Origin of the sequence: Streptomyces sp. WM6378 (assembly GCF_001279695.1) — a bacterium.
Classification (GTDB): Bacteria; Actinomycetota; Actinomycetes; order Streptomycetales; family Streptomycetaceae; genus Streptomyces.
This window is the reverse complement of the sequence record NZ_LGDD01000036.1, coordinates 22455-43613: the sequence shown is the minus strand read 5'-3', so window position 1 is coordinate 43613 and position 21159 is coordinate 22455. Positions and strand designations below refer to the sequence as shown.

The 21159-nt window shown below is 74.6% G+C and carries 16 protein-coding genes; 10 read left to right on the top strand and 6 right to left on the bottom strand.

Features of this window, described 5'->3' with window-relative positions; translation table 11 throughout:
- The first annotated feature begins 11 nt into the window (after positions 1-11).
- On the top strand, positions 12-1514 hold the full coding sequence (locus tag ADK54_RS05905; protein ID WP_053724450.1) for a PLP-dependent aminotransferase family protein: 1503 nt from the start codon (positions 12-14) through the stop codon (positions 1512-1514).
- 11 nt (positions 1515-1525) lie between these two features.
- Here the strand turns inward: ADK54_RS05905 and ADK54_RS05900 are convergent, their stop codons facing one another.
- Together ADK54_RS05900 and ADK54_RS05895 are read right to left on the bottom strand one after the other, a co-directional pair.
- Positions 1526-3073 (bottom strand): hypothetical protein, encoded by a 1548-nt coding sequence (locus ADK54_RS05900; protein ID WP_053724449.1) that lies wholly within the window; start codon positions 3071-3073, stop codon positions 1526-1528.
- Positions 3074-3146: 73 nt separating this feature from the next.
- Positions 3147-3341 carry a hypothetical protein gene (locus tag ADK54_RS05895; RefSeq protein WP_053724448.1) on the bottom strand — a complete coding sequence of 65 codons (195 nt, stop codon included), beginning with the start codon at positions 3339-3341 and terminating at the stop codon, positions 3147-3149.
- A gap of 296 nt (positions 3342-3637) precedes the next feature.
- On the opposite strand from ADK54_RS05895, the gene ADK54_RS05890 reads away from it, so the two are divergent.
- The 5 genes from ADK54_RS05890 to ADK54_RS05870 all read left to right on the top strand — a co-directional run bounded on the left by ADK54_RS05890 (position 3638) and on the right by ADK54_RS05870 (position 9019).
- Positions 3638-4030 (top strand): ankyrin repeat domain-containing protein, encoded by a 393-nt coding sequence (locus ADK54_RS05890; protein WP_053724447.1) that lies wholly within the window; start codon positions 3638-3640, stop codon positions 4028-4030.
- Between the two features lie 267 nt (positions 4031-4297).
- The gene (locus tag ADK54_RS05885) at positions 4298-5716 is read left to right on the top strand and encodes a hypothetical protein (RefSeq protein ID WP_053724446.1); all 1419 of its coding nucleotides are present in this window, start codon (positions 4298-4300) and stop codon (positions 5714-5716) included.
- 128 nt (positions 5717-5844) lie between these two features.
- Positions 5845-6954 carry a glycosyltransferase family 4 protein gene (locus ADK54_RS05880; RefSeq protein ID WP_053724445.1) on the top strand — a complete coding sequence of 370 codons (1110 nt, stop codon included), beginning with the start codon at positions 5845-5847 and terminating at the stop codon, positions 6952-6954.
- Positions 6951-8117, top strand: a complete 1167-nt coding sequence (locus ADK54_RS05875) for a glycosyltransferase (protein WP_078966152.1) — start codon at positions 6951-6953, stop codon at positions 8115-8117. The genes ADK54_RS05880 and ADK54_RS05875 overlap by 4 nt, the downstream gene beginning before the upstream one ends.
- Positions 8114-9019 (top strand): SGNH/GDSL hydrolase family protein, encoded by a 906-nt coding sequence (locus tag ADK54_RS05870; protein WP_053724444.1) that lies wholly within the window; start codon positions 8114-8116, stop codon positions 9017-9019. Before ADK54_RS05875 ends, ADK54_RS05870 begins: the two co-directional genes overlap by 4 nt.
- On the opposite strand, the gene ADK54_RS05865 is transcribed toward ADK54_RS05870, so the two are convergent.
- From ADK54_RS05865 to ADK54_RS05850, 4 genes are all read right to left on the bottom strand, one after another.
- Positions 8968-9837 (bottom strand): biotin-dependent carboxyltransferase family protein, encoded by an 870-nt coding sequence (locus tag ADK54_RS05865; RefSeq protein ID WP_053724443.1) that lies wholly within the window; start codon positions 9835-9837, stop codon positions 8968-8970. The two genes, ADK54_RS05870 and ADK54_RS05865, sit on opposite strands and share 52 nt — an antisense overlap.
- Complete coding sequence (gene pxpB, locus ADK54_RS05860) at positions 9834-10463, bottom strand: 5-oxoprolinase subunit PxpB (protein ID WP_053724442.1); 630 nt, start codon at positions 10461-10463, stop codon at positions 9834-9836. The genes ADK54_RS05865 and pxpB overlap by 4 nt, the downstream gene beginning before the upstream one ends.
- A complete protein-coding gene (locus ADK54_RS05855; protein WP_053724441.1) occupies positions 10460-11233 on the bottom strand; it encodes a LamB/YcsF family protein in 774 nt (257 codons plus the stop codon). The genes pxpB and ADK54_RS05855 overlap by 4 nt, the downstream gene beginning before the upstream one ends.
- 146 nt (positions 11234-11379) lie before the next feature.
- Complete coding sequence (locus ADK54_RS05850; RefSeq protein WP_053724440.1) at positions 11380-12669, bottom strand: MFS transporter; 1290 nt, start codon at positions 12667-12669, stop codon at positions 11380-11382.
- A 268-nt stretch (positions 12670-12937) separates the two neighbouring features.
- Between ADK54_RS05850 and ADK54_RS05845 the strand changes: the two genes are divergently transcribed.
- The 4 genes from ADK54_RS05845 to ADK54_RS05830 all read left to right on the top strand — a co-directional run bounded on the left by ADK54_RS05845 (position 12938) and on the right by ADK54_RS05830 (position 21118).
- Positions 12938-13645, top strand: a complete 708-nt coding sequence (locus ADK54_RS05845; RefSeq protein WP_053724439.1) for a GntR family transcriptional regulator — start codon at positions 12938-12940, stop codon at positions 13643-13645.
- 79 nt (positions 13646-13724) lie between these two features.
- Entirely contained in the window at positions 13725-15251 is a 1527-nt protein-coding gene (locus tag ADK54_RS05840; protein ID WP_053724438.1) for a hypothetical protein, read from the top strand.
- Positions 15252-15561: 310 nt separating this feature from the next.
- Entirely contained in the window at positions 15562-16470 is a 909-nt protein-coding gene (locus ADK54_RS05835) for a hypothetical protein (RefSeq protein WP_053724437.1), read from the top strand.
- Positions 16471-16510: 40 nt separating this feature from the next.
- Positions 16511-21118 carry a hypothetical protein gene (locus ADK54_RS05830; protein ID WP_053724436.1) on the top strand — a complete coding sequence of 1536 codons (4608 nt, stop codon included), beginning with the start codon at positions 16511-16513 and terminating at the stop codon, positions 21116-21118.
- The last annotated feature ends 41 nt before the right edge of the window (positions 21119-21159 follow it).

Sequence of the window (21159 nt, the reverse complement as noted above, 5' to 3'; positions counted from 1 at the left end):
GGACTGACTTCATGGCTCAGTGGACCTCGGCGATCGGGCCCGCCCAGCTCGCCCGTCAACTCCAAGCACAGCAGCCCCGCCCGGTCGGCGCCGGACTGCGCAAGCCGCCCGCCTACCGGGCGCTGGCCGACGGGATCCGGCTGCTCGTCCTCGAAGGCCGCGTCCCGGCCGCCGCCCGGCTGCCCGCCGAGCGCGAACTGGCCGTCGCCCTGTCGGTGAGCCGCACGACGGTCGCCGCCGCCTACGAGGCGCTGCGGGGCGAGGGCTTCCTCGAATCCAGGCGCGGCGCGGGCAGCTGGACCGCCGTGCCCGCCGGGCATCCGCTGCCCGGCCGCGGCCTCGAACCGCTCCCGCCCGAGTCGCTCGGCTCGATGATCGACCTGGGCTGCGCGGCCCTGCCCGCCCCCGAGCCCTGGCTGACCCGGGGCGTACAGGGCGCGCTCGAAGAGCTTCCGCCGTACGCCCACACCCACGGCGACTACCCCGCGGGCCTGCCCGCGCTGCGCCAGATGCTCGCCGACCGCTACACCGCGCGCGGCATCCCCACGATGCCCGAGCAGATCATGGTGACGACGGGCGCGATGGGGGCGATGGACGCCATCTGCCATCTGTTCGCCGGACGCGGTGAACGCATCGCCGTCGAATCACCCTCGTACGCCAACATCCTCCAGCTCATGCGGGAGGCGGGCGCCCGCCTCGTGCCGATCGCCATGGCCGAGGGGCTCACCGGCTGGGACCTGCCGCGCTGGCGACAGGTGCTGCGGGACGCCGCGCCCCGGCTGGCGTACGTCGTCGCCGACTTCCACAACCCCACGGGTGCGCTCGCCGACGAGGACCAGCGCCGCCAGCTCGTGGACGCGGCCCGCTCGGCCGGCACGGTGCTCGTCGTCGACGAGACGATGAGCGAGCTGTGGCTGGACGAGGACCTCGACATGCCGCGCCCCGTGTGCACCTTCGACCCGGCCGGGGCCACGGTGCTCACCGTCGGCTCGGCGAGCAAGGCGTTCTGGGCGGGCATGCGCATCGGCTGGGTGCGGGCCGCCCCCGACATCATCCGCTCGCTGGTCGCCGCCCGCGCGTACGCGGACCTGGGCACCCCGGTCCTTGAGCAGCTCGCCGTCAACTGGCTGATGGCGACGGGGGGTTGGGAGCAGGCGGTCGAGCTCCGGCGTACCCAGGCCCGGGACAACCGCGACGCCCTGGTCACGGCGGTGCGCCGCGAACTCCCCGACTGGGAGTTCCACGTGCCGCGCGGCGGCCTCACGCTGTGGGTCCGTACGGGCGGCCTGTCGGGATCACGCCTCGCGGAGGTCGGCGAACGCGTCGGAGTGCGGGTGCCGTCCGGCCCCCGCTTCGGAGTGGACGGCGCCTTCGAGGGCTACGTGCGCCTGCCGTTCACGGTGGGCGGCCCGGTCGCCGAGGAGGCCGCGGTGCGGCTGGCCGCGGCCGCGCGTCTCGTGGAGACGGGCGGAGGCTCGGGGAGCGCGGAGCCGCCTCGGACGTTCGTGGCCTGAGCGCGGGCTTCCTACCCTTCCGCCGGAACCGCCGCCGCCTCCACCGCCTCCACCGCCGCCTCCCGCGCCGGGAGGAGGTCCAGGACCGCCTGCCGGTGGGCCTCTGTCGTCGCGTCGTCGTAAGGGTCCGGGGTGGCCGGGACCTGAAGGCGCAGGACGGGGCCCGTGCCCAGGCGGGCGTAGCCGCGGCCCGGGGGGACGTCGGGGGTCGGGGTGGTGTGCGGGGGGACGCCGAGCACCGACTCGACCTCGCCCGGCGAGGCCGGGCCCAGGACCACCCGGGCCCGGGTGTGGGAGAGCACGGGCTCGGACAGGTCGTCCAGGGTGTCGAACTGTTCGGCGACCACGACCGTCACCCCGGCGGCCCGGCCGTGCCGCAGCGGGACCTGGAGCAGGTGCTGGGGGTCGATCCGGCCGTCGGCCGCGGCCAGGTCGGCCAGCACGCTGGGCCGGTCGAGCAGGATCCACAGGGGGCGCTTGGTGTCCTCGGGCGCCGGGTGGCCCGCCTGGCGGGCCCGGTTCGCGGCGATCAGGCGACGCTCCGTCTCGTGCGAGGCCCATTCCAGGGTGGCGAGCGCCCCGGTGAGCCCGCACTCGACGGCGAGGACGCCCGAGCGGCCCGCGAGGCAGGCGTACTCACCGGTTCCGCTGCCCTCGACGACCAGCAGGTCGCCGTTCTGGAGGACCTGGAGCGCGATGGAGCGGAGCAGGGTCGTGGTGCCCGTACCGGGCCGGCCGACCACCAGGAGGTGGGGCTCGGTGGAGCGCGGCCCGGTGCGCCAGATCACCGGCGGGGCGTCCTGGTGCTCCTCGTCCGCGGTCACCGGCACCGTCCGCCGCACGGCGTCCGCGTCGGTGAAGCCGAGGACGGTCTCGCCCGGCGACGTCACGAAGCGCTGGGCGGCGATGGAGGTCGGCAGCGCGCCGAGCACGCTCATGACGAGCTGGCTGCCCTCCTCGTCCCAGGCGAAGTGGTACTCGCGGCCACGCCCCGACTTGGCGTGCAGAAGCTGTTCGATGCGGGCGCGCGCGTCGGCCTCGCTGTCGGTGAAGTACGCCGGGTAGCGCACCTGGAGCCGGGTGAGCCGGCCGTCGTCGTCGAATTCGAACTCGCTGAAGGCCGTCTCCCACTCGCCCGAGTAGGAGAACAGCGGGCTCGGGTCCTCCGGGACGGAGAAGTACGGCACGAGCGCCTCGTAGAGGGCCTGGAGGCGCGCGAGTTCGGCCTCGTCGGGGCCGGTCTTGACGACCGGCCGCTCGCGGCCCATCCAGCCGGCCGCGCCCATCGCCGTGATCAGGGCGAGGAGCGGCCCGTACGGGATGAGCGCGACGACCAGGACGACGGCCGCCGTCAGGAACAGTGCGGGACCACGCCGTTCCTTGGGGGTGGCGGCCCATTTGGCGTGCAGGGCGGCGACGATCAGCCGCAGGCCGCGGCTGATCGTGATGAGCGGATGGAGAACGTCGGTGGCGTTGTCGGCGGCCGTGCGCGCGATCTCGCGGCTGCGAACGACGGGTGCGCTGCTGCTCAGAATGCGGGGGAGCGGTCGCCGGGCCACATCGTTCTCCTGGAGTTGTGTCCGCGGCGGTGTCCGCGGCCCTGTCTGCTGCCGTTCGCAGGACGGCGGGAGGTCAGAACTTGATCCCGCCCAGCATGTTGGCCAGGCTCGCGCCCCCGGCGGTGATGCTCGGGGCGATGGCGGTGCCCGCGAGGTAGAAGCCGAAGAGCGCGCACACGAGCGCGTGCGACGCCTTGAGTCCGTCTTTCTTGAAGAAGAGGAAGCAGACGACTCCGAGCAGCACCACGCCTGAGATGGAGAGGATCATTTGGGGATCTCCTGGTCGAGGGGACGGTCACCATGAGTTCTTCCAGGCTCACAGGAAGTATCTATGCGATAAAAGGTGCAAACGGGTGAAATCTTGCCAATTTCACTGGAGCGGCGGATATGAAAAGCGGCCCGGAGCGGCACACTGTGCGGCCGCAGGGACGCGAAACCGTCACTCGCGGTGATCTTTGCCGCCGCAGGGCCGCGTCATGTCCCCCCTCGGGCAGTACCCTGTCGATTCACTCGTACGGCTCTGTCGCCGTGCGGGTTTGTTCCGTTGCCCCTAAGGAGTTTTCGATGAGCGAGGAACTCGATCCCGAGGTGGTCGAGCTGGCGGCCAAGATCTTCGAGCTGGCCCGCCGGGGAGACGCCGAGGCGCTCGCCGCGTACGTCGACGCCGGGGTGCCCGCGAACCTCACCAACGACCGCGGCGACTCCCTCGTGATGCTGGCCGCCTACCACGGGCACGCCGAGGCGGTGGCCGCCCTGCTGGCCCGCGGCGCCGAGGCCGACCGCGCCAACGACCGCGGCCAGACCCCGCTCGCCGGCGCCGTCTTCAAGGGCGAGGACGCCGTGATCAAGGCCCTCCTGGCCGGCGGAGCCGATCCTTCCGCCGGGACGCCCTCCGCGGTCGACACGGCCAGGATGTTCGGCAAGACGGACCTGCTCGCCCAGTTCGGGGCCAACTGAGCGTCCACCAAGCGTTTACGGGGGATCCACCGAAGAGCCCGCTGAGAGGGGCGCCGTAAATGTGGTCGCGATGGCGAAATGGCTGGGTCATCATGACGTCGAACCCCTACATCGGGGGCAGGGTCCCTACATCGGGGACCGCGACGAAAGGCAGGAAGATGGTCTACACCAAGCAGAAGACGGCGGGCGACCCCTCATGTTGCTGCGCGGCCTAGGGCAAGGCACGAATCCCCGGTTGCGTCGACAGCTTGATGTGAGGCTATTTCCATGTTCGATCCAGTCATAGCGCCGAGCGGCACGCTGCTCGGTCTGCTGCAGAGGGGCCGTGGCGACGGCACCCTGCACGCGCTGGCCGCCCCGCGCGACGAGGCCCTGGCGGCCCTCAACCACTGCGTACTGAGCGACCCCCGCCACGACTGGCAGGTCGAGAACCGCTCGCTGTACTACGCGCGCCTCTTCCTGGATCTCGACGGCGGGCTCGACCAGATCGAGCGCCACCTCTTCGGCCCCGAGGACATCCTCGACACCGAGGACTCCAGGACCGGGCTCGCCCTCGCCGTCCTCGGCCACCTCGCCTCGTACGGCAGGAACGACGCGCTCGCGCTGCTCCGCCGCTACGCCGCGACCGGCGCCAACTGGGCCTGGGCCCTCGACGAGCTCGCGCTGCGCGACGACGACGCGGGCCTGCGCGGCCTCGCCACGTCCGTGCTCGGCCGGTTCCCCGCCACGGCGGAGGGCGACGCCGAGCTCGCCGCCACCGTGCGTGACGCCTATGAGCCGCGGCCCTGGCGGCTGTGGGCCGAGGACCCGCGCGAGAGCGTGGGCGCCCGGGTGCGGGCCGCCCAGGAGACCGGCTCCTTCGACCGCTGGCAGCGCCAGATGCGGCCGTCGGGACCCCGCCCCGGATGGAGCGTCCAGGCCGTCTTCGACTGGGCCGACGAAGGACTGGAACGCGGCGCGGTCCTGCACCTCCCCGCGGCCAGGTGCCTCGGCGCCGTCGCCGGGCCCGAGGACCGGGACGCCATCATCGAGGCGGCCCGCTCCGGCACCGACGGAGCGCGCGGCGCCGCCCTGCACTATCTCGCCGAGTCCCGCGACGCCCGCGTGCTCGACCTGATCGAATCCGCCGTCTCCACCGGTTCACGCCTCGCCGCCGAAGCCGCCGTGCACGCCTTCGAGCGGATGTGCGGCCCCGAGGCCGTCGACCGGGCCCGCGGCTGGGTCCAGCGCCCCGACGAACTCGGTGCCTCCGCCGCCAGCGTGCTCGCCTCACGCGGCGAGGCCGGCGACGAGAAGCTGGTGCTCGGCGCGCTCCGCGAGACCGTACGCGCCGAAGGCCCCGACGCGCCGCTCCTTCGGGCGCTCGTCGACGGGGCGGGAAGGCTCGGCATCTGCTGCGCCGCCCCCGTTCTGCGGCACGTCTACCGCGAGACCGCCTCCTCCCAGCTGCGCGGCCGCACCGCCCGCGCGCTCGCCGCCACCGACCCCTCCTTCGCCACCGGCTTCGCCGTCGAATGCCTGTGGGACTGCGAGGAGACCACCAGAGAAGTGGCCGCCCAGTACGCCGAGCTCGTCGACGCCCGTGTCGCGGAGCGGCTGCGCAGGCTCGCCGCCGACCCGGCCGAGGAGGCCGAGGTGCAGAGCGCGATCCACGACCGGCTCGGCCCGGACCCCACGGCCGTGTGATCCACGGCAACCGGGGCAGGGCCGTGCGATCCACGGCCGGACCCCGGTGAGACAACGCTCATGGGACGTTCCCCGGGCGGAAAGATCCAAGTCGGCCGGGCCACTTCCGGCGCGACGACAACACGGGTATGCGTGTCGTCATCGTCACCGAATCCTTCCCGCCCGACGTCAACGGCGTTGCCCACTGCGCCCTGCAGACCGCCCGGCATCTCGCCGCACGCGGTCACCAACCGCTCGTCATAGCCCCGGCCACGGGGGAGGGCTCTGACGCGCCGTGCCCCGTCATACGGGTGCCCTCGCTGCCACTGCCCGGCTATCCGGAGGTCCGCCTCGCGCTGCCCAGCCGCCGGGTCGCCGCCGCGATCGCGGCCCACCGGGCCGACCTCGTCCACCTGGCGAGCCCCTTCGTCCTCGGCGTACGCGGCATGGCCGCCGCGGCCCGCCTGAACGTTCCCGCCGTCGCCGTCTACCAGACCGACCTGGCCGGGTACGCCCGCACCTACGTGGGCACCGGCGAAGGCACCGCCTGGCGGCGCCTGAGAGCCGTGCACTCCGCCGCCGACCGCACCCTCGCACCCTCCACCTCGGCCCTGCGCGACCTGGAGGAGCACGGAGTGCGGCGGGTGCGCCTGTGGCCGCGCGGCGTCGACACCGACCGCTTCCGGCCGGAAAGGCGCGACGCCGCCCTGCGCCGCCAACTCGCCCCGCACGGCGAACTCCTGGTCGGCTACGTCGGTCGGCTCGCCCCGGAGAAGCAGGTGGAGCTCCTCGCGGACGTCTGCGCCCTGGACGGCGTACGCGTCGTCGTCACCGGCGACGGGCCGAGCGCGCCCGCCCTGCGCGCCGCGCTGCCCGGTGCCGTCTTCCTCGGGCGGCGCACCGGCGACGAACTCGCCCGGATCCACGCCTCGCTGGACGTCTTCGCGCACACCGGCCCCTACGAGACGTTCTGCCAGACCGTGCAGGAGGCCATGGCGAGCGGAGTGCCCGTGATCGCGCCCGCGGCGGGCGGCCCGCTCGATCTCGTGGGCCACGGACGCACCGGACTCCTTGTGCCGCCGGGGGATGCCGGGGCCGTCCACGACGCCGTCCTGAAGCTCGCCGATCCGGCGCTGCGGGCCGCCTACGGGCACGCCGGGCGGGCCGCCGTGCGGAGCCGCACCTGGGCCGCCGTCGGCGATCTGCTCCTGGACCACTACGCCGAGGTGCTCGGCGCACGCGCGGTGGTGGCGGCATGAGCGGCCTCAGGATCGTGCGGCTCGCCAACTTCGTGACCCCCGCCTCCGGCGGCTTGCGCACCGCGCTGCGCGAGCTCGGCCGGGGCTATCTGGCGGCCGGGCACGACCCCGTGCTCGTCGTGCCGGGCGAGCGGGCGCGGGACGAACTCGCCGAGCAGGGGCGGGTGATCACCCTGCCCGGCGTCGTGCTGCCGGGCACCGGCGGCTACCGGGTGCTCGCCGACCGGCGCCGGGTGCGCCGGATCCTCGAAGACCTCGCGCCCGACCGCATCGAGGTGTCCGACCGCACCACCTTGCGCTGGACCGGGGAGTGGGCGCGCCGCGCCCGGGTCCCCTCCGTGATGGTCTCGCACGAGACGGCCGACGGCGTCCTGCGCACCTGGGGCCTGCCCGAAGCCGTGGCCGCGGGCGCGGCCGACCGGCTCAACCGGCGTACGGGCTGGGCGTTTTCACGGATCGTGTGCACCACGGAGTGGGCGGAGCGCGAGTTCGTACGGATCGGCGCGCGCAACGTGGTCAGGGCCCCGCTCGGGGTCGATCTGGCGCAGTGCAGGCCGGGGCGGCGCTCGACGGTGCTGCGGGCCCGGCACGCGCGCGGCGCCCGGGTGCTGCTCCTGATGTGCTCGCGGCTCTCGGTCGAGAAGCGGCCGGGTCTCGCCCTGGACGCGCTCGCGGCGCTGCGGCACGCGGGCGTGCGCGCGGCGCTGGTGGTCGCGGGGGACGGCCCGCTGGCGGGGAGCCTGGAGCGCCGGGCGGCCGCGGAACGGCTGCCGGTCGAGTTCCTCGGCCATGTCGCCGACCGCGAAACGCTCGCCGACCTCCAGGCCGCCGCCGACATCTGCCTGGCGCCGGGCCCGGCGGAGACGTTCGGCCTCTCGGCCCTCGAAGCGCTGGCCTGCGGGACCCCCGTCGTGTGCAGCGCGTCGTCCGCCCTGCCGGAGGTCATCGGCGACGCGGGGCTCGCGGCCGGGAGCACGGGCGGGGAATTCGCCACAGCGGTAAGGGAGTTGCTCGCAAGGCCCGAGCGGGATCGCCGGGCGGACGCGCGGGCGAGGGCCGAACTGTTCGGCTGGGACGCCTCGGTGGCGGCCTTCCTCGCCGCACACGAGGCGCCGGTGGTGCGGCCCGGCACCGGCCGGACGACGCCGGGGGTGATCGTGTGACCGCCCCTGCCCCCGCCCCCGCCGGTGAAGCGGTTGAACGTCCCCTCCGGGACCTGCGGTTCGCCGCCCTAGGCGACTCGCTCACCGAAGGTGTCGGCGACCCGGTGGCCGGCGGGTGGCGCGGCTGGGCGGCGCTGCTCGCCGGTCACCAGCCGGGCTGGGAGTTCCGCAATCTCGCCGCCAGCGGAGCGCTCACCCTAGACGTCGCGGAGCAACAGGCGCCTATGGCAAAGGAGTTCGCCCCTCACCTCGCCTCGGTCGTCGTCGGCGTCAACGACACACTTCGCCGCTCCTTCGACATCCACCGCGTCGCGGTCCGCCTGGACGCGGTGTACGGCGGCCTCACCGGGCAGGGAGCGGTGCTGCTCACCGCCTGCCTGCCCGACCCGGGCGCCATGCTCGGGCTGCCGGGGCCGCTCGCCCGCCCGCTCGCCAGGAGGCAGCGGGCCGTCAACGCCGTGGTGCACACCCTGTCCGCGCGTTACGGAGCGGTCCATCTGCACCTCGCCGACCCCGCCTGGGTCGAGGACCGCGCCCTGTGGAGCGCGGACCGGCTGCACCCGGGCGAGCGCGGGCACCGGCTGATCGCGGCCCGCTGCCACGTGCTGCTCGCCGAGCGCGGCCTGGCACCGGGCGCCCCACCCCCGGTCGAACCGGAACAGCCGCCGCCGAGTGCCGCCGCCTCGCTCTTCTGGCTGGCCACCTCGGGCACCGCCTGGCTGGCCCGCCGCTCCACCGACCTGCTGCCCCAACTGCTCCGGCTGGCCGGTGAGGAGCTGCGCCACGCGGCGCGGCTCGATGTGCGGGCCGCCGAAGCCCTGACGTCCGCGCTGGCGGCCGTCTCGCCGGGTCAGGGCCGGCCCACCGGCGCGAACCTCAGTGGCATGCCCACGGTGGCCTGAGCCGCGGCCGCCAGGTCGGGTTCGGGGACCACGCCGATCACCGGGTAGCCGCCGGTCGTCGGGTGGTCGGCGAGGAAGACCACCGGACGTCCGTCCGGCGGCACCTGGACCGCGCCCAACACCATTCCCTCGCTGGGGAGTTCACCGTCGACGGCGCGCCGCAGCGCGGGCCCCTCGGTGCGCAGCCCGATGCGGTTGCTCGCCGAGGACACCCGGTAGTGCCCGCCCGCCAGAACGGCCGTGGCGTCCGCCGTGAACCAGTCCGCGCGCGGCCCCGGGCGCACCCGCAGCACCAGCTCCTGCGGCACGCCGGGCGCGGGCGCCTCGTCCACGGGCGGGTACGCGGCGGCCGGGCTGCCCAGCGGCAGCACGGCGCCGTCCCTGAGCAGCGCCGGGCCCAGGCCCGACAGGAGGTCGGTGGAGCGGCTGCCGAGCACCGGCTCGACGGTGATGCCACCGGCGAACGCGAGGTAGGAGCGCACCCCGTGCGTCGCCGCGCCCACCTCGACCACGGCCCCCGCAGGCGCCCGCACCGGGGCGCCCCACGCCACCGGCCGGCCGTCCAGCGTGACCGGGCAGGGCGCCCCGGTCACCGCCACGGTGACCGCACAAAGGGGCCGTACCGCACACCCGTTGAGGGTCGTTTCGAGCACGGCCGCCCCCATGGCATTGCCGACCAGGCGGTTGGCGAGACGGCTCGCGGGCAGATCGAGCGCGCCCGAACGCGGCACCCCAAGGTGCGCGTGGCCGTGTCTCCCCTCGTCCTGTACTGAGGTGAGCGCTCCGGCCCGTACGACGCACAGGGCCCGGTCGGTCATCGTGCCGCCCGGGGCACGAATCGCACCGGGGTGCCCGGGCCGAGCAGGGCGGCGGGGTCGCGGTGCGGGTCCCACAGGGCGGCGTCCGTGCTGCCGATCAGCTGCCAGCCGCCGGGGGAGGAGCGCGGATAGACACCGGTGTACGGGCCCGCTAGGGCCACCGAGCCGGCCGGGACAGAGGTGCGCGGGGTGTCCCGGCGCGGCACGGCGTACCGCTCGCCGAGCCCGGTGAGGTAGGCGAAACCGGGCGCGAACCCGCAGAAGGCGACCCGGAACTCGGCCGAGGAGTGGATGCGCACCGCCTCCTGTTCCGAGACCTGCCACAGGGCCGCGACGTCCGCGAGGTCGGGACCGTCATAGCGCACGGGGATCTCGACCGCCTCCTGGGCGCCCGCCTCCAAAGGAGGGATGCGCCACCTCGTCAACTGGGCGGCGAGCGCCTGGGGATCGGTGACGCCGTCGAGCAGTACGGTGAGGGCCGCGGGCACGATCTCCCGTACCGGAGGGAGCGTTCCGGCGGCGCGGCGGCGCAGCAGCTCGGCGTGCAGCGCGCCGGCCGCCTCGCCGTCCTCCAGCTCGACCAGCAGGGCGTGTTCCCCGACCGGCAGGGTGCGCGGGGTGCTCACGAGAACGCCGCGACCCGGACGCCCGCCGACTCAAGCGCCGCCCGCACCCGGCGGGCCAGGTCCACCGCGCCCGGGGTGTCGCCGTGCAGGCACAGCGAGCCCGCGCCGACGGGGACCGGCTCGCCGGACTCGGCCACGACCGTGCCGTCCAGGGCCATCGCGACCGCTCGCGCGACCACGGCGTCCGGGTCACTGACGACGGCGCCGTCCCGGCCGCGCGGTACCAAGGTGGCCCGCGCGGTGTAGGCGCGGTCCGCGAACGCCTCGGTGACGACGCCGAGCCCGGCCGCCTCGGCCGCCGAAAGCAGCCGGGAGCCCGGCAGCCCGAGGACCGGCAGCGCCCCGCCCGCGAGGAGCACCCCTTCGACGACGGCGGCCGCCTGCTCCTCGTCGTGCACGACGCGGTTGTAGAGCGCGCCGTGCGGTTTGACGTACGAGACCCGGCTGCCCGCGGCGCGCGCGAAGACCTCCAACGCGCCGATCTGGTAGGCGACTTCGGCGGCCAGCTCATCGGGCGGCACGTCCATCGAGCGGCGGCCGAAGCCCGCCAGATCCCGGTAGGAGACCTGGGCGCCGATGCGTACGCCGCGCTCCGCCGCCAGGGCGCAGACCCGCCGCATGATGGCCGGGTCGCCCGCGTGGAAGCCGCAGGCCACATTGGCGCTGGTGACAACGGACAGGAGTTGTTCGTCGTCGGTCAACCGCCAGTGGCCGAAGCCCTCACCGAGGTCGGCATTGAGGTCGATCGACGTCGTCGCGGACCGGGTCATGGGGGTGGGATCTCCTGTTCGGGGTGGTGCGAAGTGTTCGTGGCCCTGTGATGCAGTCTGCCCCGGGCGGGGCGAGGACGCTCGGGAACGGGGCGCGGGCCCCGCTCGCCGGCCTTGAGGAGGTGGGCGGCGCCGCGTTCACGTGTTCACAGGAGTTCCTGTCCGCGCGTCTCGGGCAGTCCCAGCAGGGCCAGTACGGCGATGGCGTAGCCGACCGCGCCGAACACCAGGGCGCCGCCCACGCCCCAGCTGTCGGCGAGATAGCCGACCAGAGTGGGGAAGAACGCGCCCACGGCCCGCCCGGTGTTGTACGTGAAGCCCTGACCGGTGCCGCGCACGGCGGTCGGGTACAGCTCGCTGAGGAACGAGCCGAAGCCGCTGAAGATCGCCGACATGCAGAAGCCGAGCGGGAAGCCGAGCACCAGGAGGAGGGTGTTCGCCCCGGACGGAAGGTGGGTGTAGAGAAGGATGCAGACGGCCGACAGGACCGCGAACAGGGCGATGTTCTTCTTCCGGCCGAGCCGGTCGGTGAGGTATCCGCCGGTCAGGTAGCCGATGAAGGCGCCGGAGATGAGGAACGCCAGATAGCCGCCGGTGCCGACGACCGTGAGGTGTCGGTCGCTCTTGAGGAAGGTGGGCACCCAGGTGGCGAGCGTGTAGTAGCCGCCCTGGACACCGGCCGAGAGCAGCACCGCGAAGAGCGTCGTGCGCAGCAGCGGGCCCCGGAAGATGGCGGCGAAGGTGGCGCCGCCGCTCGTGGTGCGGGCCGTGGCGAGGCGCTGCTCGGTCGCCTGGGGCGCGTCACTGACGTTGCGGCGTACGTAGACGAGCAGCAGGGCGGGGAGCGCGCCGGTCCAGAAGACCACGCGCCAGGCGGTGTCCGCGTCGACGTACTGGAACACCAGCGTGTACACGACGACGGCGAGCGCCCAGCCGGCCGCCCACGCGCTCTGCACCGCGCCCAGGGTCCGCCCGCGGTGCTTGGCCGAGGCGTACTCGGCGACCAGGATCGCGCCGACCGCCCACTCGCCGCCGAAGCCGAGCCCCTGGAGGGCGCGGAACACCAGCAGCGTCTCGTAGTTGGGGGCGAATCCGCAGAGCACCGTGAAGACCGCGTAGGTGCCGACGGTGATCATCAGCGCCTTGACCCGGCCGATCCGGTCCGCGACCACCCCGGCGAACGCGCCGCCCACGGCCGACACCACCAGCGTCACCGTGGTGAGCAGCCCGGTCTGGCCGGTGTCGAGCCCGAAGTACGCCGAGATCGCGACCATGGTGAGCGGGAGCGTGAAGAAGTCGTACGAGTCGAGGGCATAGCCCCCGAAGGCGCCCGAGAAGGCGCGGCGACCATCGGGGCCGAGCGCGCGCAGCCATCCGAACGGGCCGTTGTCGTGCGGGTGTTGACCGTGCTGCGGCTGTGCCTTGGTCGTGCTCATGTGCACCTCGCAGGAGGGGACGAGAGGGCTGCCGAGACCGTGCGGGGCCGGAGCGGGGTCCGGTCGTGGGGTTCCTTGAGCGCGCATCCGGGGTGCGGTTCCGGAGCGCAGTGTCGGTGTGTCGTTCCCTCAACGTAGGGGATTGTTGAACGATCCGACAAGACTCATGTCGAGACGTTCCTGCTTCCTCACGTGCTCACGTCCTCGCGATGCTTCTACGATGGGCCCACGCGTCGGCCGGAGCGGCCGGCGGGGGAGAGAGGGCGCTGTGGCGACAACGGACTCCGGACTCGGCGGACTCGCCGAGGACCGCGCGCTGCTCGGCCGCACCAGCACGGCGGAGCGGGTCGCGGACATCCTGCGCAGCCGGATCGCGGAAGGCTTCTTCCCGCCGGGGGAGCGCCTCGCGGAGGACGCCATCGGCAAGGCCCTGGGGGTCTCGCGCAACACCCTGCGCGAGGCGTTCCGGCTGCTCACCCACGAACGGCTCCTGGTCCACGAACTCAACCGAGGGGTCTTCGTCCGGGTGCTCGCCGTCGAGGACGTCGCCGACATCTACCGCACCCGGCGCCTGGTCGAATGCGCCGTCGTCCAGGGGCTCGGCGAGCCGCCCTACCCGCTCGACGGGCTCGCCGCGGCCGTCTCGGGCGGCGAACGCGCGGCCGAGGAGGGCGACTGGCAGGGCGTCTCCACCGCCAACATCCACTTCCACCGCGAACTCGTGCGCCTCGCGGGCAGCGCCCGCACCGACGAACTGATGCGGGGCGTGCTCGCCGAACTCCGCCTGGCCTTCCACGTGGTGGACGACCCGCGCCGACTCCACCAGCCCTACCTCGTACGCAACCGGGAGATCCTCGAAGCGCTGCGCGCGGGGGAGCGGGTGCCGGCCGAGGGGCTGCTCGCCGACTACCTCGACGACTCGCGCGCCCAGCTCGTCGAGGCGTACGGGAAACTGGTCGCGCACGCCCCCGCGTAGCCACTGCGAGAGGCCGTGGGCAGCGGGCTGTTCTGCGCCGTTTCGACCGTTGTCAGTGCGAGGACCTAATCTGTCCACCGTGACTTCGCCTGCCTCGACGGAACCCGTTCCGCCCCAGCTCAGCGCGGCGGCGCGCCCCGCACCGGGCCCGGCCGCCGACGAGGGGCTCGCGCGGCGTCTGCGCGCGCTGGCGTGCACCGCGCCGCTGCACGACCTCGACGTGCGCAAGGCCAACCTCGCGGGCGAGTACTCGGTGTACGCGATGGCGGAGGTGGCCCTGGCCTCCATCGACCTCGTCACGCTGAACATGGACTTCGACACGGGCGCCGACCACGACCAGATCGTGGCCCGGCTCATCCCGCGCGTGGCCGCCCAGGCGCCGGCCCGGCCCGCCGCCGAGCACGAGCGGGTGGCCCGCTGGGTCCTGGAGAACCTGATCAACGTGGGCAGCGTGGACCGCGGCTTCCGCGCGGTGTACGGCACGTTCAACCCGGACGGGGTCTACGTCCGCAGGGACTACGACTTCAAGCTCCTCGAAGAGGTCCCCGGCTACGGCGGCGCCGTGTACCTGCGCACCACCGACGAGGCCGTCAACGTCCTGGTGGGCGCCCTCGACACCGACGTCACCAGCGCCCAGATCGCGGCCGAGGTCAAGCTGGAGGTCCTCATCAGCCGCGGCCGCCTGGCCGACGCCCAGCTCGCCGCCGAACAGGCCCGCTACCGCACCGTGCAGTACGCCGAGACGCTGCGGCGCACCCTGGAGGCCACGCGGCGCAACGTGCGCGCGGTCGACTGGCTCAACGCCGTGCCGGACATGATCGCCGAGGCCCTCGACCACGTCGCCGACCGCTACCGGCACGAGAACGCGATCCTCACCAACATCCGCAAGGCGCGCGACGAGGCGGAGGACCCGGAGCACAAGCGCCGCGCCGCCGAGCTCGTCGACATCGTCAAGGACTGCATCCGCCGCCACACCCAGCTCCAGTCCCGCCTCCTGGAGGCCGGCCCGCTCTTCCGCGCGGAACAGGACCGCCAGGCCTTCGCCCGCCCGGCCGCCCGCTCCGGCCTCGACCTGTACGGACAGCTGGTCGCGCCCGTGCTGCCGCTCCCGGTGGAACAGGCGATCCGCGTCACCGACGCCTTCTTCGCCCGCGGCACGGGCCTGCGCACCCCGGTGTCCGTACGGGTCGGCGACCTGGTGGACATACTGCTCACGCCGCCCATGGAGCGCGAGCACCTCGGCGCGGAGATGCCCGAGCCGGACCTGATCGCCACCCCGGACGACAGCCGGTTCAGCGAGGAGCAGCTCGCCGCCGCCATGGAACTGCTCGACCTGGAGCACGACGCCCCGCGCCGTCTCTCGGGCCTGCTGGCCGAGGCCCGCCGCCTCGACCCCGAACTGCCGTACCTGGTCGCCCTGTTGGCGGTCCACGCGGCGAGCCCGCCGGTCGGCACCGCGTACCGCCAGGGCGAAGAACGCCTCCTGTTCGCCGTGGACGACGGAACCCAGCTGGACGACCCGGAGTTCGGCGGCGCGGACCTGATCGTGGGCACGGCGCTGCTCGACGCGGCGGGGATGGCAGCGGGCCGGACGGAGGCGGCGTGAGGTTCGCCCCGGACCCGGCGGGGACTGCGCCGCCTGCACCCCTGCTCCGGGGGCTCGGCCCCCGAACACCCGCTCCTCAAACGCCGGAGGGGCTGGATCTGACCCCGCAGCGGGGTCGAGGGGCGCAGCCCCCGCGGGGTTCTGGGGGCGGAGCCCCCAGAACGAACACCCTCCCTTTTCCCACTAACCGCCGGAGGCCCGTGGCGGAGCCGCTGAGTGTCACAGCGGGAAGGGGCGGGGTGGGGGAGAACCCCGCCGCAGGCGCCCACCCCGCCCCGCTCGGCAACGTACGCACCAAGGAGAAGCACCCGTGACCGACCACCACCCCGAGCCCGCGTTCGGCGACGACGCCGAGGCCCCGGCGCCCGCCGCGACCGGCACCGGCGGCGAAGGCCGGATCACCCCCGCCGACGCCGCCGACGCCGCGCGGCTCGTCGCCTTCGGCCTCCAGCCCAAGCTGCTCCCGGCCAGGGACGCCGAGTACAGCGAGCTGCTGAGGCGCCACCGCGAGGACCCCGCGTTCGCCCGCCTCGCGGACGCCGTCGCAGCCGGCCTCGGCTTGATCGTCCTGGAGGTGTCGCCCCGCGCCGGCATGGCCGTGACGGCCGCGGAGGACTCGGTCTTCGCCGTCCGCATGGGCGACTACGCGCGCCGCGCCGCCGCCCCCGACTCCGCCGACCGCTTCCTGCACGGCCTGGCCCATCTCGCCGTCGCCGCCATGGCGTACCCCCGGCCCGAGGACCTCGCCGACGACGGCTACATCGGCCGGATCACCGTCAACGGCGTGGACGCCTTCGTGCGGCAGGCCTGCCGCCGCCTGGAGGAACGGGCCGAGGAGGTGGGCGAGAACACCGACCCCGAGAGCGGCGCCCCCGGCCTGGAGGCGGCCTGGCGGATCTACGCGCGGCGCAGCTCCACCGGCGCGACCAAGGACGCCCGCCGGCTCGCCGGATCGACCACCGGCATCGTCGCCAAGGCCGTCGCCTTCCTCACCGAGTCCGGCTTCCTCCAGCGGACCGGAGACGACGCGGGCGGCGCCTACCGCACCACCGCCCGCTACCAGTTGCAGGTCCGCGACATGGCGGGCAGCGCCGCCCTGTCCGAGCTGATCGAGCTCGGCGTGGTCGCGGTCACCGACGGCGGCGCCACCCTGCTCCCGCCGACCGACGCCGACGACCTGGAACTGGCGGCCGACGCCGGGCTGCCGTTCCACTCCTGACCCCGCTTCCCGCCCCCCACCACCACGAGAGTCCGCCGACATGTACGAGCTGTCCCGGGTCCGCCTCTACTCCATCGGGCCTGCCGGTGCGCGCTACGCCGACACCGTGCTTGACCTGCGGGGAGTCGGCGCGCCCGTGCCCAACCCGGCCCCCGCGCAGGCCGAGTTCTTCGAGGACGAGCCGGTCGGCCCGCCGCGCCGCCCGGCGCCCGCGGGCGTGCTCTTCCTGGAGAACGGCGGCGGCAAGTCCGTACTCCTCAAGCTGATCTTCTCGGTGATGCTGCCCGGCCACCGCAACACCCTGGGCGGCGCGAGCTCCGGCGTGCTGCGCAAGTTCCTGCTCGCCGACGACTGCGGGCACGTCGCCCTGGAGTGGCAGCACACCCTCACCGGCGAGCTCGTCGTGGTCGGCAAGGTCAGCGAATGGCGCGGCCGCCAGGTCTCCAACGACCCGCGGAAGTTCGCCGAGGCCTGGTACTCGTTCCGGCCGGGCCCCGGGCTCAGCCTGGACTCGCTGCCGGTCGCCGAGTCCAGCGCGATGCGGCCGTCCGCCGAAGGTGCCTCGGGCGCCCAGGGCCGCCGCCGCACCATGAAGGGCTTCCGCGACGCCATCACGGAGGCGACCAAGGCGTACCCGCACCTGGAGGTGTACTGGGAGGAGATCCACGACCGCTGGAACGAACACCTCGGCGACCTGGGTCTGGACCCCGAACTCTTCCGCTACCAGCGGGAGATGAACGCCGACGAGGGCGAGGCCGCGGGCCTGTTCGCGGTCAAGAAGGACTCCGACTTCACCGACCTGCTGCTTCGCGCGGTCACCGACACCCGCGACACCGACGGGCTCGCCGACCTGGTCAGCGGCTTCGGCAACAAGCTCGGCCGCCGCGCCGAACTCACCGCCGAACGCGACTTCACCGCGGGCTCGGTGGACCTGCTGAACCGCATCGTCGAAGCCGCCGAGACCCGGGCACGCGCCCGCGACGTCCACGCCGGGGCCGAGCGGCGCACCCGCACCCTCGCCCGCCGCCTCTCGGCCCGCGCCGCCGACGAGCGGGGCCGCGCCACCGACCTCGCCCAGCAGGTCACCGCCGCCGCCCACCACGTCACCCTCGCCGAGCAGACGCGCGGCCGCAGCTCCCTGATCGCCTCCGAACTCGCCTACCGGCACGCCTCGTTGGCGCTCGCCGTCGCCGAGAAGGCCGCCACCGCGCAGCGCCGCGAACTGGCCGACGCCCGTACGCTGCACTCCGCCTGGCAGGCCGCCGAGGCGGTCCTGCGCCACCGGGCCGCCGCCGACCGCTCCGCGCGCGTCGCCGCCGCCATCCAGGAGGCCGAACGGGACGCGGCCCCCGCCCTGGCGGCGCGCGCCAAGGCCGCCGCCGATCTCGTACGGGCCCTGCACGCGGCCGCCGAGGACGGCGAGCGCGTGGCGGCCGAGGAAGAAGAGCGCTCCGCGGGCCTCCAGGAAGCGGGCGAGGCCGCCCACCGCGACGCCACCGCCGCCGCGACCGAGGCCCAGCGCGCCCGCAGCGAGGCCGGGCACCTGCGCCAGCGCCTGGCGGAGGTCGAGCAGGAGACCGCCGAGGCGGTACGCGCCGGATGGCTCGACGACAGCGCGCCGGACGCCGACCCGGCCCGCGCCGCGCTCGCCGCCAGCGACGCCGAGAAGACCGCGGTGGCCGGCTGGGACGCGGCCCGCGAAGCCGCCCGCACCGCCGCCGACCGGGCCCGCGAAGCCGCCTCCGTCGAAGCCCGCGCCGAACTGGCAGCGGCCCGCGCCGAGGACGCCGCCCGAGCCACCGGGAACGCCTACGACGCCGAGCGCCGCGCCGCCGAATCCATCGCGTCACAGGAGCGCCTGGCCGAACTGCTCAGCCTGCCCGGAGCCCCGGCCTCCGTGCCCGGCCCGCGCCGGCCCGACGGTGAAGGCGCCCAAAGCCCGCTCACCGCCGAGGAGTTGGACCGAACTGCGGATGAACTGCGCGCCCTCCTCGATCAGGGCATCGCCTCCGCCGAGCGCCAGCTCTTCGAACTGCGCACGGCCGCCGCCGACGACGCGCGCATCCTCGGCGCCCTCGGCGACGGCGGGCTGCTGCCGCCCAGTCCGGACGTCCTCGCCACGGTCGAGTACCTCGGCGAGCACGGCATCCCGGCGCTGCCCGGCTGGCGCTACCTCGCCCAGGCCGTGGCCCCCGCCGACCACGCCGCGGTGCTCGCGGCCCGCCCCGAGCTCGTCGACGGCGTGGTGATCACCGACCCCGCCTCGCACGCCCGGGCCCGCGAGGCCCTCGCAAGCGCCGCGCTGCTGCCGCGCTCCGCGGTGGCCGTCGGCACAACTGCCGCGCTGCTCGCGCCCGTTCCCGCCGCGGACTCGGGCGGTGACAGCGGCATCTTCCTCGTCCCGCCGAACCCGGCCATGCACGACGAGGGCGCCGCCGACGAGGAGCGCCAGACGCTGCGCGCCCGCGCCACCGCCCGCGACGAGGAGATCCGTACGCTGGCCGCCCGGCTCACCGGGGACCGCTCGCTCGCCGCCCGCATCGGATCCTGGCGCGCCGACTGCCCGCCCGGCATGCTCGCCGAGCTTGCCACCGCCGCCCACTGCGCCCGCGAGGCCGCCGGGCAAGCCGCACAGGAACTGACCGAGGCCCGCACCGTACGGGCCGAGGCGGACGAGGCGGCCGCCGACACCGCACGGGTACGCGAGGAGCGCCAGGAGGCCGCCCAGCGCGCCCGGCGCGCCGCCGACGCGCTGGCCGGACTCGCCTACCGGCTCCGCGAGCGGGCCGGCTGGCAGGTCAAACTCCGCGAACTCGCCGACGACGCGGCCGAGTCGGAGGCCCGCGCCCAGACGTTCCTGGAGCGAGCCAAGGCCGCCGACGAGGACCGCCGCGCCGCCCAGCGCGCCGCCGACGACGCCCACCGCACCTCCCGCGCGCTGCGCGCCGAGCGCGCCGAGATCGCGGGCGCACCCGAAACCCTGCCGGAGCCCGACGCGGACGCCCCGCGCGCCGCACTGCCCGCCCTGCGCGAGGCCTACCGCGCCGCGTCCCAGCTGTACGAGAAGGTCGGCGTCGGCGCCGATCTGCGAGCCGAACAGGCCCGAGCCGAGAGCGACGAAAGCGCGGCTCTCGCCGAGCTCGACCGCCTCACCAACAAGGTGCGCACCCGCGCCGCCACCCTCCTCGAAGGCACCGACGGTGCGGACGGCCCCTCCCGCCAGGCGGCCGCCGCCCGCGCCGAGTCGCTCGTACAGATGCTGGAGACCCGGGCGTCCACGGCGAGCGAGCAGCTCGGCCGACTGCGTGGCGAAGCCGAACGCCTGGCACCCGCCGACGGCGAGACGCACACCGAGCTCCCCGAGGACCAGGTGCCCGCCGACGCCGAGCAGGCCCAGGCCCTGCTGCGTACCGCGACCAGCGAACTGGCCGCGCGCACGGACGAGTTGGACACCTCGCGCGCCGCCCATGCCGAACTCCTCGCCGCCCACCGGGCCGCCGAGGACGCGGCCGGCGGCTTCGACGAGACGGCCGCGCTGCTGCGCGACCTGCTGCGGGACAACAGCCAGGGCCCGGACGAGGAGAGCGCCCCCGAGCCGTACCCGGGCAGCCTGGAGGAGGCCCGGCAGTCCGCCGCCGAGGCACGCCGCTCGCTGCGCGGCTGCTCCGGCGACCTCTCGGCCGCCGACTCCGCGGTCCGCGAGGCGTCCGACATCCTGGTCCGGCACGCCAACGCCACCCGCTACGAGCAGGTCCGCACCCCGGCCCGCCAGCAGATCCGCGAACTGCCCGCCGCGGCTCTGCCCGAGCACGCCGCCGCCTGGGCCGCCGCCTTCGAACCCCGGCTGCGCGTCCTGACCGACGAGCTGGAGCAGCTGGAGCGCAACCGCGACTCCATCGTCGACCGGCTGCGCGGCCTGGTGGACTCGGCGCTCACCACGCTCCGCTCCGCCCAGCGCCTCTCCCAGCTCCCCGAGGGCCTCGGCGAATGGTCGGGGCAGGAATTCCTGCGGATCCGCTTCGACGAACCCGACCAGGCGACCCTCACCGAACGGCTCGGCGAGGTCATCGACGAGGCCACCCGCGCCGCCGTCAAGAAGAACTCCGACATGCGCAGGGACGGCATGTCCCTGCTGCTGCGCGGAGTGCAGGCGGCACTTGAGCCGCGCGGCATCTCCGTGGAGATCCTCAAGCCGGACGCGGTGCTGCGCGCCGAGCGCGTCCCCGTCGGGCAGATGGGCGACGTGTTCTCCGGCGGCCAGCTGCTCACCGCCGCGATCGCGCTCTACTGCACGATGGCGGCGCTGCGCAGCAACGACCGCGGCCGGGACAAGCACCGCCACGCCGGGACGCTCTTCCTCGACAACCCGATCGGCCGCGCCAATGCGACATACCTCCTGGAGCTCCAGCGGGCCGTGTCCGACGCGCTCGGTGTCCAACTCCTCTACACCACGGGCCTGTTCGACACGACCGCGCTCGCCGAGTTCCCCCTGGTGATCCGGCTGCGCAACGACGCGGACCTCAGGGCGGGCCTGAAGTACATCAGCGTCGAGGAGCACCTGCGGCCCGGCCTGCCCCAGCAGGACACCGCGGGCGAGACCGTGCACGGCGAGATCACCGCGACGCGCATGTTCAAGAAGCCCGCCTGACCGAGGAGTCGAGGCACTCGGCGCGGCACGCCGGGGCGGAA

What these genes read in the sequence shown, in the direction of transcription:
- ADK54_RS05905 (WP_053724450.1), top strand. Translation starts at nt 12, where the DNA reads ATGGCTCAGTGGACCTCGGCGATCGGGCCCGCCCAGCTCGCCCGTCAA.
- ADK54_RS05895 (WP_053724448.1), bottom strand. Translation starts at nt 3,341, where the DNA reads ATGATCCTCTCCATCTCAGGCGTGGTGCTGCTCGGAGTCGTCTGCTTC.
- ADK54_RS05890 (WP_053724447.1), top strand. Translation starts at nt 3,638, where the DNA reads ATGAGCGAGGAACTCGATCCCGAGGTGGTCGAGCTGGCGGCCAAGATC.
- ADK54_RS05885 (WP_053724446.1), top strand. Translation starts at nt 4,298, where the DNA reads ATGTTCGATCCAGTCATAGCGCCGAGCGGCACGCTGCTCGGTCTGCTG.
- ADK54_RS05880 (WP_053724445.1), top strand. Translation starts at nt 5,845, where the DNA reads ATGCGTGTCGTCATCGTCACCGAATCCTTCCCGCCCGACGTCAACGGC.
- ADK54_RS05875 (WP_078966152.1), top strand. Translation starts at nt 6,951, where the DNA reads ATGAGCGGCCTCAGGATCGTGCGGCTCGCCAACTTCGTGACCCCCGCC.
- ADK54_RS05865 (WP_053724443.1), bottom strand. Translation starts at nt 9,837, where the DNA reads ATGACCGACCGGGCCCTGTGCGTCGTACGGGCCGGAGCGCTCACCTCA.
- ADK54_RS05855 (WP_053724441.1), bottom strand. Translation starts at nt 11,233, where the DNA reads ATGACCCGGTCCGCGACGACGTCGATCGACCTCAATGCCGACCTCGGT.
- ADK54_RS05850 (WP_053724440.1), bottom strand. Translation starts at nt 12,669, where the DNA reads ATGAGCACGACCAAGGCACAGCCGCAGCACGGTCAACACCCGCACGAC.
- ADK54_RS05830 (WP_053724436.1), top strand. Translation starts at nt 16,511, where the DNA reads ATGTACGAGCTGTCCCGGGTCCGCCTCTACTCCATCGGGCCTGCCGGT.